This is a genomic window from Agromyces albus (assembly GCF_004134825.1).
Lineage (GTDB): Bacteria > Actinomycetota > Actinomycetes > Actinomycetales > Microbacteriaceae > Agromyces > Agromyces albus.
This window is the reverse complement of sequence record NZ_SDPN01000066.1, coordinates 1-12,668: the sequence shown is the minus strand read 5'-3', so window position 1 is coordinate 12,668 and position 12,668 is coordinate 1. Positions and strand designations below refer to the sequence as shown.

Genomic DNA, 12,668 nt, shown 5'->3' with positions numbered 1-12,668 from the left:
GCGGCCAGTGCCGGCACGCCGCGGTGGTGCCGCGCGGGCGCCCGCGTCTCCGGGCGCGACGACGGCCGCGGCATCCGTCACCGCGTTCGTCTCGCGCGCAATCTCGGTCATGCCTTCGCCGTGATGTGCTCGGAGAGCGCCGGGATCACGGTCTCGCCGTAGACCCGGAGCGTCTCCTCCTTGTTGTCGTGCTGCAGGTAGCCCGCGAACTGGTCGACGCCGAGCGCCTTCAGCTGCTCGAGCTTCTCGATGTGCTGCGCGGCCGTGCCGAGCACGCAGAAACGGTCGACGATCTCGTCGGGCACGAACTGCGTGTGCACGTTGCCCGCGCGCCCGTGCTCGTTGTAGTCGTAGTCTTCACGGCCCTTGATGTAGTCGGTGAGCGCCTCGGGCACGTCGCCATGCTCGCCGTACTTCGCGACGATGTCGGCCACGTGGTTGCCGACCATGCCGCCGAACCAGCGGCACTGGTCGCGCATGTGCTCCCAGTCGTCGCCGATGTACATGGGCGCGGCGACACAGAACTTCACCGACATCGGGTCGCGCCCGGCGGCCTCGGCTGCGTTCCGCACGGTCGTGATCATCCACTTCGCTATGTCGACGTCGGCGAGCTGCAGGATGAACCCGTCGCCCACCTCGCCCGCGAGCTTCAGCGCGAGCGGGCCGTAGGCGGCCACCCACACCTCGAGCTCGGAGCCGCGGCTCCACGGGAACTGGATCGTCGAGTCGTGGTACTGCACGGGCCGGCTGTTCGCGAGCTCGCGGATCACGTGGATCGCCTCACGCAGCTCCTTCATGGTCACCGGCTTGCCGTTCGTGACGCGCACGGCCGAGTCGCCGCGGCCGATGCCGCACACGGTGCGGTTGCCGTACATCTCGTTGAGCGTCGCGAACACGGATGCCGTGACCGTCCAGTCGCGAGTCGCCGGGTTGGTGACGAACGGGCCGACCTTGATCCGCTGGGTCTGCGCCAGGATCTGGCTGTAGATGACGTAGGGCTCCTGCCAGAGGATGTGCGAGTCGAAGGTCCAGACGTGCGTGAACCCGTGCACCTCGGCGAGCTTCGCGAGCTGCACCGTTCGGGAGGCAGGCGGGTTCGTCTGCAGTACCGCTCCGAATTCCATGGGTGCTCCTTAGCTCTGGACGGTGTCAGGTCAGGACGGTGTCAGATCAGATACTGGCTGAGGCCGCGCTTGAGGAAGCGCCCGTCGCCCTTGGCGCCGAGGTAGGCGTTGTCGTCGACGATGACCTTGCCCCGGGAGAGCACCGTGTCGACGTGTCCGTCGATCTCGAAGCCCTCCCAAGCGGAGTGGTCCATGTTCATGTGGTGGGTCTTGCCCATGCCGATCGACGTGTGCCCGTTCGGGTCGTAGACGACGACGTCGGCGTCGGCGCCCGGCTGGATGACGCCCTTCCTGCCGTAGAGGCCGAACATGCGTGCCGGCGTGGTGCTCGTGAGTTCCACCCATCGCTCGAGGGTGATCTCGCCCGTGACCACGCCCTGGTACATGAGGTCCATGCGGTGCTCGATCGAGCCGATGCCGTTCGGGATCTTGCGGAAGTCGCCGACGCCGAGCTCCTTCTGGTCCTTCATGCAGAACGGGCAGTGGTCGGTGGAGACCATCTGCAGGTCGTTCGTGCGCAGCGCTTGCCACATCGCGTCTTGATGACCCTCTTCGCGGCTGCGCAGCGGCGTCGAGCACACCCACTTCGCGCCCTCGAAGGAGCCCCACTCGTCGCTCTTCGCGCCGAGCTGCTCCTCGAGGCTCAGGTAGAGGTACTGCGGACAGGTCTCGCCGTAGACGTTCTGGCCCTTGTCGCGAGCCCACGCGAGCTGCTCCACGGCCTGCTTGGCCGACACGTGCACGACGTAGAGGGGAGCGCCCGTGAGCTTCGCGAGCATGATCGCGCGGTGCGTCGCCTCCTCCTCCATCTCCCAGGCGCGGGCGATGCCGTGGTAGTACGGGTCGGTCTTGCCCTGGTCGACGAGCTGCTGGGCGAGCACGTCGATCGCGGGCCCGTTCTCGGCGTGCATCATCGTGAGCATGCCGGTGTCGCGCGAGACCTGCATCGCCTTCAGCACTTGCGCGTCATCCGAGTAGAAGACGCCCGGGTATGCCATGAAGAGCTTGAAGCTCGAGACGCCCTCGTCGGGGAGGCTGCGCATTGCGGCGAGCGAGTCGTCGTCGACGCCCCCGACGATCTGGTGGAACCCGTAGTCGATCGCGCAGTTGCCCGCCGCCTTCTCGTGCCAGGCGGCCAGCCCGTCTTGCACGCGCTCGCCGTAGCGCTGCACCGCGAAATCGATGATCGACGTCGTGCCGCCCCACGCCGCAGCGCGAGTGCCCGTCTCGAACGTGTCGATCGCCGCGGTGCCGCCGAACGGCAGCTCCATGTGCGTGTGCGCGTCGATGCCGCCCGGGATCACGTACTTGCCGGTCGCGTCGATCACGCGGTCGACGGATGCCGCGACATCCGTGCCCAGAAGCCGGCTGCCGGGCTCGAGCACGCCGACGATGCGCTCACCGTCGATGAGCACGTCGGCCGGCGCCCGGCCCGTGGAGCTCACGACGGTGCCGCCGGTGATGAGAGTTGTCGCCATCGTGGAACTCCTTCTATCCGGTGGTTGAGTAGCGACGGAGTCGCGTTTCGAAACCACTCTCGCGCCCCTGCTCCCGCTCCGCTACGGCTTGGGGATGGAGGTGTACGAGTCGGGCCGGCGGTCGCGGTAGAACTGCCAGGTGTTGCGCACCTCGCGGATGAGGTCGAGGTCGAGGTCGCGGATCACGACCTCCTCGTGCTCGTCGGAACCGTACTCGCCGACGAGGTTGCCCCGCGGGTCGACGAACTGGCTCGACCCGTAGAAGGTGACGGCGAGGTCGCCGTACTCGTTGTCTTCGGTGCCGACGCGGTTGGGGGCGGCGACGAAGTAGCCGTTGGCGGCCGCCGCGGCGGGCTGCTCGATCTGCCAGAGCCGGTTCGAGAGGGCGGGCTTCGTGGCGTTCGGGTTGAACACGATCTGCGCGCCGTTGAGGCCGAGCTCGCGCCATCCCTCGGGGAAGTGCCGGTCGTAGCAGATGTACACGCCGATGGGCCCGACAGCCGTGTTGAAGATGGGGTAGCCGAGGTTGCCGGGGCGGAAGTAGAACTTCTCCCAGAACTTGTCGAGGTTCGGGATGTGGTGCTTGCGGTACTTGCCGAGGATCGTGCCGTCGGCATCGACGACGACGGCCGTGTTGTAGTAGACGCCCGGCTGCTCCTCTTCGTAGATCGGCAGGATCATGACCATGCCGAGCTCCTTCGCGAGCGCCGCGAAGCGCTGCACGATCGGGCCGTCGGCCGGCTCGGCGTAGTCGTAGTACTTGACGTCTTCGGTGATGCCGAAGTACGGGCCGTAGAAGAGCTCCTGGAAGCAGATGACCTGTGCGCCCTGCTCCTTGGCCTGCCGCGCGAAGTCCTCGTGCTTCTGGATCATCGACTCTTTGTCGCCGGTCCAGGTCGTCTGCGTGATGGCCGCCCTGACGATCGTCATAGTGCCTCCTGAGTCGGTCGGCGTCGTTGCCGCCGCTCGATGTGCCCTGGGCGTGGAACTCAGTGCTCAGTGCTCACCGGGCGAATGCTGTGACGCCGAGGGGTAGTGCCGATGGGAAGTGCGGAACGGGACTCGCGACCCGTTCTGTTATTGTTCGGCGTGAACATTTCTCTTTTGTTTCACCCTGTGACGCTGTGGTTACTTATCTTGTCTCTTGCTTCGTGAGGAGGCAATGGTCGTGTCAGGTATTCATATGGCAGGTGCTCAACTGACCGGCGTTCGCGTCGAGGTCTCGGCGCTGATCGCGCTCGCCGAGTTCCCCGATACCACGCCGCGAGCCATCGCCGGAGTGCTCGCGCGCCTCATCAACACGGGAGAACTGCCGCAGGGCGCCCGGCTCCCGACCGTGCGCGAGCTCGCGAGCGAGCTCGCCGTGAGTCCCGCCACGGTGAGCCAGGCATGGCAGGCCCTGTCGCGGGCCGGCCTCATCGAGTCGCGCGGCCGCGCGGGCAGCTTCGTGCGCGAGAGCTCGCCCGGTTGGCTCGCGCCGCGCATGCGCGGCATGGCGCCGCCGAACGATCCGGTTCGCCTCGACCTCTCCCGAGGGACGCCCGACCCGCTGCTCCTGCCGGCCCTCGGCCCGGCGCTCTCGCGGGTCTCGGTTCGCGCCGAGACCGACAGCTACCAGGACGAGCCCGTGATCCCCGCGCTCGCCGCGGTGCTCGCCGACTCGTGGCCGTCGCAGGCCGAGTCGATCATGGTCGTCGACGGCGCCCTCGACGCGATCTCGCGCACGCTCGGGCAACTCGTGCGATTCGGGGATCGCGTCGTCGTGGAGAGCCCGGGTTTCCCGCCGTTCCTCGACCTGCTCGACGTGCTCGGCGCCGAGGCGGTGCCGGTGCGGCTCGACGAGCACGGGATCGTGCCCGAGGCGCTCGCCCGGGCGCTCCTCCGTCGCCCGGTCGCCGTGCTGCTCCAGCCCCGCGCGCAGAACCCGACGGGTGCGTCGATGACCGCCTCGCGCGCCGCCGAGCTGGCCCGCGTCATCCGCTCGGCCAATGACATCGACGGGCTCGTCGTCGTCGAGGACGACCATTCAGGGCTCATCTCGACCGAGGGCGACGTGACGCTCGGGAACTCCCTGCCCGATCGCGTCGTGCACGTGCGGAGCTTCTCGAAGTCGCACGGGCCCGATCTCCGCATCGCTGCGGTCGGCGGTCCGCGCGACCTCATCGAGCGGATCACCGCCCGGCGCATGCTCGGACCCGGCTGGACCTCGCGGATGCTGCAGACGATCCTCCTCGACCTCCTCACCGACGGCGCGTCGATCGACGCCGTCGCGGAGGCACGGCGCCAGTACTACACGCGGCAACGCGCACTCGGCGACGCGTTGCGGGCACGGGGCGTCGCGGTCGCACCCGCCGACGGCATCAACCTGTGGATGCCGGTGCTGAGCGAACGTTCGGCGCTCGTGCAGCTCGCGGCCGCCGGCATCCGAGTGGCTGCCGGTACGCCGTTCCTCGCGGCGGCGGACTCGACGGATGCCTCGAACGCCGGGCGCGGGCGACCCGGCGACGAGTTCGTGCGGGTGACGGTCGGCGTGCTTCGCGAGGGCGCCGAGGAGGTGGCCGACGCGCTCGCGACGGCGGCGCAGCATCTGGCGGCGGGCGGGTACTGACGGGCGTGCGGCTCGCTCGCTCGCTCGCCTCGCTCGCGCGCTTCAGGTCTCGACGGCGCCGCCCCGGGCTTTGAGGTGGTCGCGCAGCGAGTACGTCGGATTCGCGGCGCGTTCTGCGAGATAGTCGGCGAAGCCGATCTGGTCGCGCAGTGAGGCACCATCGAGCATCCGCTGCGATTGAGCCTGCTCCGTCTGGATGATGGATGCCGCCGATTCGCGCACCGCGGCGGCGGATGCGGCGGGGACGAAGAGGATGCCGTCGTCGTCGGCGATCACCCAGTCGTCGTGCTGCACGGGGATCCCGTCGATGATCGCCGTGCGCATCGCCGGACCGGCCGGAGGAATTCGGATCGGCCCGCGCGGGTACGCGCCGAGGCTGAAGACGGGGAGGCCGATGTCGACGAGCTGGGCCGTGTCGCGGTGGCATCCCCAGATGACGATGCCGGCGAGTCCGGCCAGCTTGGCCTCGAGCGTCAAGAGGTCGCCGACGCACGCTTCGTCGTGGCGCCCGCCGTTGTCGACGACCATGATGGCTCCCGGCTGCGCCTCGGCGATCGTCTCGAGCAGCACGTCGACGCTGCCGAGGTGCGTGATCGGCATCGCCGGGCCACTCGCGTGTGCGCCTGGGATCACCGGCCGGAAGGCGGCGGAGGCGGTGTTCGCCGGCAGGCCGAGGCGGACGAGTGCGTCGGCGGCTGCGGCTGTGCTGATGTGGGCGGGTGCGGTGTTGGGCTGGGCTGGTGCTGTGTTGGGGTGGGCTGCTGCGTCGGGCTGGGCTGCTGCTGTGTCGGGCTGGGCTGCTGCGTCGGGCTGGGCTGCTGCTGTGTCGGGCTGGGCTGCTGCGTCGGGCTGGGCCATTGTGTGCAGGGACCTTCCTGGAGGCGGAGACATATCGCCTGCTCAGACTAGGACCGACGGGTGACGCTGACCACCGTCGCCGACGCCACCACCCGCCATCGCTCGACACTGGCCACTGGCCACTGGCCACCGCCACCCGCACGGTCGGCCATCCACCATCAGACACGGGCCACCAGCTACCCCCACAGCCACCCTCCACCAGACGCCCGGCGCCCGAATCGACTTGTCCTCCACAGGGCGACCTTGGTGCGATCTATCCACAGGAGATGTGCTGATCAGGCGCGATTTCGGGCACCGATCGAATGTCAGAGGGTGGGTGCATGATCGAAGTATGCAGCGGCCCCTAGACACCCTCGAGCGAGACCTCGAGGCGCTGCGTGCGGCATGGGCCGACTCGATGCCGGCGTTCGGGGCGAGGTTCGGCGGCGCCCAGACCGAGATCGAGCAGATGAGCGACACCGGGCTTGTTCGCGTGACCGACCTGCTCGCTCAGGTGCGACGCGATGCCGAGGCGCTGCTCGCACGCGCGGCGGCCGAAGTCGCCAATCGGTCGGGTCAAGATTTCGGCGACACCGGGCTGGCGAAGACACACGGATTCCATAGCCCGCAGCGGCTCATCGCGGCATCCACTGGGGCCTCCCGCAGCGATGCCGCCAAGCTCATCGCGGTCGGCACCGCCACGGCGGAGCGGCAGACGTTCGGCGGCGAGCGCCTTCCGTCGCGGCATCCGCATGTCGCGGCTGCCCTTCAGTCGGCCGATCTCAGCCTCGAGGCGGCATCCGCGATCACCTCGATGCTCGACCGCGTGGCGATTCGGGCCGACCCGGCACGGGCAGATTTCACCGAGGCCAAGCTCGTCGAGCTGGCATCACAGGCATCGCTCGAACTGCTCATGCGCGGGGTGCGAGAAGCCGAGGCGCGGCTCGACCAAGACGGCGTCGAACCCCGCGAAGAAGAGCTCCGCCAAGAGCGCTCGCTCACGATGCGCGAAGACCGCAACGGCATGATGCACCTGCACGCGCGACTCGACCCTGAGAGCGCCGCCCCGGTGAAGGCCGCGATCGAGGCCCTGGTGAGCGACGTGCTGCGCCGTCGTGAGGGCCGGCCCTGCGAGGAGGGTCCGGTGCTCGACGACCCGCGGTCGATCCCGCAGATCCAGGCCGACGCTCTCGCGGCGCTCGCTCGTCACACGCTCGGCTGCACGCAGACGCTCACTCCGCTCGCGAAGACCACGGTCGTGGTGCGCATGAACCTCGAGACGCTCATCGACGGCCTCGGCCATGCCCGCATCGACGGCATCGACCAGCCGATCTCCGCCTCGACGGCGCGGCGGATGGCCGCCGATGCCGACCTCATCCCTTCGGTGTTCGGGAGCGAGAGCCTTCCGCTCGACCTCGGGCGAGCGGCGCGGTTGTTCACTCGCGCACAGCGACTCGCGCTCGGCGAGCGCGATGGCGGCTGTGCCAGTTGTGGCCAGAACGTCGGATATGTCGAGGCCCATCACATCGACTGGTGGGAACGCGACCGGGGCCCGACAGACCTCGCCAACGGCGTGATGCTCTGCAGCTTCTGCCACCACACCGTGCATCGAGAAGATTGGCACATTCGGGTGACGGCGGGCGAGGTCTGGTTCATTCCGCCGCCGCATGTCGATCCGCAACAGGTTCCGAGGCTCGGCGGGAGGGCGCGATTCGAGCTGCCAGAAGCGGATGCCGCGGCGTGATGCCCGCCACTAAGGGGTGCGCCGAGCCGAGGCGGCTGCATGATGAGTGGCCGTGACCCGTCGAAGCTGGGCGCGGGTGCCGCGGCGTCATGCCCGGCACGCATGAGGTGCGTCGAGGCTGGGCACCGATACAGCGGCGTGATGTGGGCGTTCCGGAGCGTTGAGGCTGGGCGTGGAAGCCGCGGCGTGATGTGTGGGCCGTTGTGGGCGCGTCGAGCGGTCGCTGCGGCTGAATGCCGCGCCTGAACGAACCCTCGGCTCATGCCTTGACGGAGTTCGGCGCCTTCGCGTACCGGTCGGGCGCAATGGTGAGCTCCGCCTGCCCGCCGGTCATCGACCGCAGGTCGAGCACATACCGGCTCAGCTCGACGTCGGGAACGCTCGCCACGACCCGGGTGCGGCCGTCCTCGGCCGACTCCGTCGCGCTCACGTGCCCGCGACGACCCGACAGGTCGGTGAGCACGGTGCCCTGCAACTCCGACGGCACGGTGACGGTCACGACCGACAGCGGCTCGAGGATCACGGTGCCCGCCTCGGCGAGCGCAGCCTTGACCCCGAGCGACCCCGCCGTGCGGAACGCCATCTCAGACGAATCGACCGAGTGCGACTTGCCGTCGTAGAGCTCCACGCGCACATCGACCACCGGATGTCCCTGCGGTCCGCCTGCGGCGAGCGCATCTCGCGCGCCCTTCTCGACGGCCGGGATGTACGCCCTGGGCACCGCGCCACCCACCACCTTGTCGACGAACTCGAAGCCGCCGCCCGTCGGAAGCGGCGAGACGCGCAACTGCACGATCGCGAACTGCCCGTGGCCACCCGATTGCTTCTTGAGCTTGCCTTCGGCCTGCGCCGGCCTGGCGATCGTCTCGCGGTATGCCACCGGCGCCGGACCCGTGGTCACGTGCACGCCGAACACCCGCGCGAGACGCTCCACCGCGACCGCCACGTGCACGTCACCGAGACCCCGCAGGATCGGCGCGCCGGCGACGCGATCGACGACGAGCGTCGGGTCCTCCGCGACGAGTCGGGCGAGGGCGGTCGACAGCTTCTCGTCGTCGGACTGCGAAGCCGGTGTGAGGGTCACCGCGAACACCGCAGCGCGCCTCGGCACCGGCGCGGGTCGCGCCGTGCCGTTGGTCCGCGACCAGAGCAGCGACCCCGACGGCGACCCCGTCAGCTTCGCGACCGCTCCCACCTCGCCGGCGCGCAGTGCGTCGATCGGCAGGTGCTCCGCGCCGCGGAGCAGGAAGAGACCGTGGATGCGCTCGTCAGCGCCGCTCGTGGCGTTGTGCAGCCGGTCACCCGTGCGCACGATGCCCGACAGCACCTTGAGCATCGACACCTGCCCGACGAACGGGTCGGCCACGGTGCGGAACACGTGCACGAGCGGTTCGCCCGCGGGATTCGGAGCGACCCTGAGCTCGGTGCCCGCCTGGCCGCCGCCCTCGCCGCCGCCCTCACCGCCACCCTCCGCGCGGCCCGCGCCCCCGGAGCCCCCGAGCACGATCCGGCCATCATGCTCGAGCGCCGACGGCGCCAGCGAGCACAGCAGATCGGCGAGACGGTCAACCCCCGTACCCGTGACACCAGAGCACACGATCACCGGCACCGCTTCGCCTGTCGCAACCTCCTTGGCGAGCGTCCGCTCGAGTTCCTCAACGGGCGGCTCCCTCCCCTCCAGGTAGGCCTCGAGCTGCTCATCGTCGTGCGAGACGATCTCCTCGGTCACGTCGACGTGCATCCGGTGCTCCTCGGCTTCCGCCTCGGGAGGCAACGGCGCGTTCCGATGACCGCCGGCGTCGTCGTACACGAGCGCCTGCTCGCTGAGCACGTCGGCGATCGCGCGGAACGCCTGCTCCTCGCCGAGCGGCAGCTCCACCGCCCACAGGTGGTCGCCGAACGCCGCGTGCAGCTCGCCGAGCACCTTGCGGAAGTCGGCTCGGGCCTTGTCCTCCTGCGTGACCACGACGATGCACGGCACGCCCGCGGCCTGCACGGCGGTCCATACGGCACGGGTGCCCGCCGTGACGCCGTCGACCGCGCTCACCACCAGCACCGCGACATCCGCCACCGACAGCGCAGTGTCGACACCGCCGACGAAGTCGGGATGCCCCGGCGTATCAGCGAGCGTGATGGCATGCTCGGCGCCGTCGGGGCCGGTCCAGTTGAAGGTGGCGAGCGAGAGCCCGAGCGTCGTGCCTCGTGCGATCTCTTCTGGGTCATGGTCGCCGACGGTGGTGCCGTGCTCGACGTCACCGGCTCGCGAGATCGCGCCGGCGCGGAACAGCAGCGCTTCGGCCAGGGTCGTCTTGCCCGAACCTGTGCCGCCCACCAGGGCGACGGTCCGGTGGGTCGGGATCGATGCCGAGTTCATGGGGCCTCCCGCGGCGATGCGGATCTGTCCGTCCATCGTGGACCGATCGGGCCGGGAATGCCAGAGGCACGCACATCCCTAGGCTGGGTTCGTGCGAATCACGGTGCTGGCTGGCGGAGTCGGAGGATCGCGCTTCGTGCGCGGAGTGCGCGAGGAGTGCGCGAGGCGATGGCCCGACGGGAACGGCGGCACGACGGCATCCGTCACCGTGATCGTGAACACGGGCGACGACCTGTGGCTCGCGGGCGTGCGCCTGTCGCCCGACTTCGACTCGCTGCTCTACTCGCTCGCGGGCGTCAACGACACCGAGCGCGGCTGGGGTCGCGCGGGTGAGAGCGAGCGCGTCGCCGCCGAACTGCGCGAGTGGGGCGTCGGCTGGCCGTGGTTCACCCTCGGCGATCTCGACCTCGGCACGCACCTCGCCCGCACATCGTGGCTGCGCGAGGGCGCGACACCGTCAGAGGTCGCGGCCCGGCTGCAGACCCGGTGGCCGCTCGGGGTCCGGCTCATCCCCGCGACCGACACCGAGGTCGACACCGACGTCGACGTCGCCGACCCCGACGAGCCCGGCGGCGAGCGCACGATGCACTTCCAGGAGTGGTGGACGAGGTATCGCGCCGCCCTCCCCGCGATCGCCTTCCGGCAACGCAACATCGAGTCGGCTCGGCCCGCTCCCGGCGTCGTCGAGGAGATCCTCGGCGCCGACGTCGTGCTCGTCGCGCCGTCGAACCCCGTCGTCTCGATCGGCACGATCCTCGCTGTGCCCGGCATGCGCGAGGCCCTCGCCGAGACCTCCGCGCCTGTCGTCGGCGTCTCGCCGATCATCGGCGGCAAGGTCGTGCGCGGCATGGCCGACGCGTGCCTCAGTGCCATCGGCGTGGCGACGAGCGCCGAAGCCGTGGCGCGCCACTACGGCGCACGGGCGAGCGGCGGCCTGCTCGACGCCTGGCTCGTCGACGAAGCGGATGCCGCAGCGGCGGCCTCGCTCGAGGCATCGGGCCTGCGCGCGGCATCCGTCCCACTCTGGATGCACGACCTCGACACCTCGGCGGCTCTCGCCGGCGCCGCCATCGACGCGGCCGCAAGCGCCGCCCGCCAGCCCCGCGCCACCCAATAGACCCGCACCACCCAATAGACTTGAGGCGACCCGCCGGTTCGAATCACCGGTGAGTGTGGCCCGGGATTGGGCCGCGAGTCGCCGACGTCGTCGGATTCCGATTGCACACCGTCCCGGAGGCCTCATGCCCGAATTCCCGTCGTTCCCCCGATCCAGCGCGAACGCATCGCCCCGTCGTGCTCGCACGGCGCTCCTCGCCGTTCCCGCGCTCGCGCTCCTGTTCGCGGGCTGCGCGACCCCGGGCACCGCGACACCGAACGGCGACGACGCGACCGCCGCGGGCGGCGACGCGGCATCCGGCTACCCGCTCACGCTCGACAACTGTGGCACCGAAGTGACCTTCGAATCCGCGCCCGAGCGCGTCGTGACGATCAAGTCGTCGACGCTCGAGCTGCTCCTCGCCCTCGGGCTCGAAGACAACATCGTCGGCACGGCCTTCAGTGACGGCCCCGTGCCCGACGACTACGCCGACGCGGCATCCGGCCTCGAGGTGCTCTCCGACAAGGTGCCCTCGCAAGAGGTGACGCTCGCCGCCGAGCCCGACCTCGTCTTCGCCGGCTGGGAGTCGAACCTCACCGCAGAGGGCGCGGGCGACCGCGACGCCCTCGCGAGCCTCGGCGTCGCGAGCTACGTGGCGCCCGCGGCCTGCAAGGGCGAGGGCTACATGCCGAACCCGCTGACGTTCGACGAGGTCTTCCGCGAGTTCGAAGAGGCGGGCGCGATCTTCGGAGTCACGGATGCCGCCGCCGACCTCGTCGCATCGCAGCAGGCAGAACTCGACGCGATCGAGCCCAGCACGGCCGGCCTCACCGCGCTCTGGTACAGCTCGGGCGACGACACCCCGTACGTCGGCGCCGGCATCGGCGCACCGCAGATGATCATGGCGGCCGCGGGCCTCGAGAACATCGCGGCCGACGTCGAGGACACGTGGACCTCGATGGGCTGGGAGGCCATCGTCGAGGCGAACCCCGACGTCATCGTGCTCGTCGACGCCGCATGGAACACCGCCGAGCAGAAGATCGCGCACCTGGAGTCGAACCCGGCGACAGCCGCCCTTCCCGCCGTGCAGCAGCAGCGGTACCTCATCGTCGACTTCCCCGCGACCGAGGCCGGCGTGCGGAACGTCGGCGCGGTGGCGTCGCTCGTCGAGCAGCTCGAGGAACTCGGGTAGCGATGCGGCTTCCTTCCCACCCCGACGCCGTCGAACGCGTCATTTCGCGACATCCGGGCGACGAATCCGCCCCGGATCGGCGCAATGTGACGCGTTCGACGAGCGACGCGGGCGCGGGGGGTGCCAGCGCGGGGGGTGCCAGCGCGGGCGGGGGTGGCGTGCGCACCGCGGCGTGGGCCGTCGGGCTCGGGGTGCTGCTCGCGGCATCCGTCGTC

Annotated in this window: 9 protein-coding genes; 4 read left to right on the top strand and 5 right to left on the bottom strand. The window is 70.0% G+C overall.

Going from position 1 to position 12,668, the window contains the following annotated elements; all coding sequences use genetic code 11:
- Window positions 1-107: 107 nt before the first annotated feature.
- The 3 genes from ESP51_RS19410 to ESP51_RS19400 form a co-directional block, all read right to left on the bottom strand.
- Complete coding sequence (locus ESP51_RS19410) at window positions 108-1,124, bottom strand: TIGR03842 family LLM class F420-dependent oxidoreductase (RefSeq protein WP_129522515.1); 1,017 nt, start codon at window positions 1,122-1,124, stop codon at window positions 108-110.
- Between the two features lie 41 nt (window positions 1,125-1,165).
- The gene (hydA, locus tag ESP51_RS19405; protein WP_129522514.1) at window positions 1,166-2,602 is read right to left on the bottom strand and encodes a dihydropyrimidinase; all 1,437 of its coding nucleotides are present in this window, start codon (window positions 2,600-2,602) and stop codon (window positions 1,166-1,168) included.
- A gap of 81 nt (window positions 2,603-2,683) precedes the next feature.
- Complete coding sequence (locus ESP51_RS19400) at window positions 2,684-3,532, bottom strand: nitrilase-related carbon-nitrogen hydrolase (protein ID WP_129522513.1); 849 nt, start codon at window positions 3,530-3,532, stop codon at window positions 2,684-2,686.
- A gap of 253 nt (window positions 3,533-3,785) precedes the next feature.
- Here ESP51_RS19400 and ESP51_RS19395 point away from each other — a divergent pair, with 253 nt between their 5' ends.
- Complete coding sequence (locus ESP51_RS19395; RefSeq protein ID WP_129522512.1) at window positions 3,786-5,210, top strand: aminotransferase-like domain-containing protein; 1,425 nt, start codon at window positions 3,786-3,788, stop codon at window positions 5,208-5,210.
- A gap of 42 nt (window positions 5,211-5,252) precedes the next feature.
- On the opposite strand, the gene ESP51_RS19390 is transcribed toward ESP51_RS19395, so the two are convergent.
- The gene (locus ESP51_RS19390) at window positions 5,253-6,068 is read right to left on the bottom strand and encodes an RraA family protein (protein ID WP_129522511.1); all 816 of its coding nucleotides are present in this window, start codon (window positions 6,066-6,068) and stop codon (window positions 5,253-5,255) included.
- Window positions 6,069-6,399: 331 nt separating this feature from the next.
- On the opposite strand from ESP51_RS19390, the gene ESP51_RS19385 reads away from it, so the two are divergent.
- Entirely contained in the window at window positions 6,400-7,791 is a 1,392-nt protein-coding gene (locus ESP51_RS19385) for an HNH endonuclease signature motif containing protein (RefSeq protein WP_129522510.1), read from the top strand.
- Window positions 7,792-8,050: 259 nt separating this feature from the next.
- On the opposite strand, the gene ESP51_RS19380 is transcribed toward ESP51_RS19385, so the two are convergent.
- Window positions 8,051-10,165, bottom strand: a complete 2,115-nt coding sequence (locus tag ESP51_RS19380; protein ID WP_129522509.1) for an elongation factor G — start codon at window positions 10,163-10,165, stop codon at window positions 8,051-8,053.
- Between the two features lie 91 nt (window positions 10,166-10,256).
- Between ESP51_RS19380 and cofD the strand changes: the two genes are divergently transcribed.
- Complete coding sequence (gene cofD, locus ESP51_RS19375) at window positions 10,257-11,282, top strand: 2-phospho-L-lactate transferase (RefSeq protein WP_129522508.1); 1,026 nt, start codon at window positions 10,257-10,259, stop codon at window positions 11,280-11,282.
- 124 nt (window positions 11,283-11,406) lie between these two features.
- Window positions 11,407-12,453 (top strand): putative F420-0 ABC transporter substrate-binding protein, encoded by a 1,047-nt coding sequence (locus tag ESP51_RS19370; protein ID WP_129522507.1) that lies wholly within the window; start codon window positions 11,407-11,409, stop codon window positions 12,451-12,453.
- The last annotated feature ends 215 nt before the right edge of the window (window positions 12,454-12,668 follow it).

What these genes read in the sequence shown, in the direction of transcription:
- ESP51_RS19395 (WP_129522512.1), top strand. Translation starts at nt 3,786, where the DNA reads ATGGCAGGTGCTCAACTGACCGGCGTTCGCGTCGAGGTCTCGGCGCTG.
- hydA (WP_129522514.1), bottom strand. Translation starts at nt 2,602, where the DNA reads ATGGCGACAACTCTCATCACCGGCGGCACCGTCGTGAGCTCCACGGGC.
- ESP51_RS19390 (WP_129522511.1), bottom strand. Translation starts at nt 6,068, where the DNA reads ATGGCCCAGCCCGACGCAGCAGCCCAGCCCGACACAGCAGCAGCCCAG.
- ESP51_RS19380 (WP_129522509.1), bottom strand. Translation starts at nt 10,165, where the DNA reads ATGAACTCGGCATCGATCCCGACCCACCGGACCGTCGCCCTGGTGGGC.
- ESP51_RS19370 (WP_129522507.1), top strand. Translation starts at nt 11,407, where the DNA reads ATGCCCGAATTCCCGTCGTTCCCCCGATCCAGCGCGAACGCATCGCCC.
- ESP51_RS19385 (WP_129522510.1), top strand. Translation starts at nt 6,400, where the DNA reads ATGCAGCGGCCCCTAGACACCCTCGAGCGAGACCTCGAGGCGCTGCGT.
- ESP51_RS19410 (WP_129522515.1), bottom strand. Translation starts at nt 1,124, where the DNA reads ATGGAATTCGGAGCGGTACTGCAGACGAACCCGCCTGCCTCCCGAACG.
- ESP51_RS19400 (WP_129522513.1), bottom strand. Translation starts at nt 3,532, where the DNA reads ATGACGATCGTCAGGGCGGCCATCACGCAGACGACCTGGACCGGCGAC.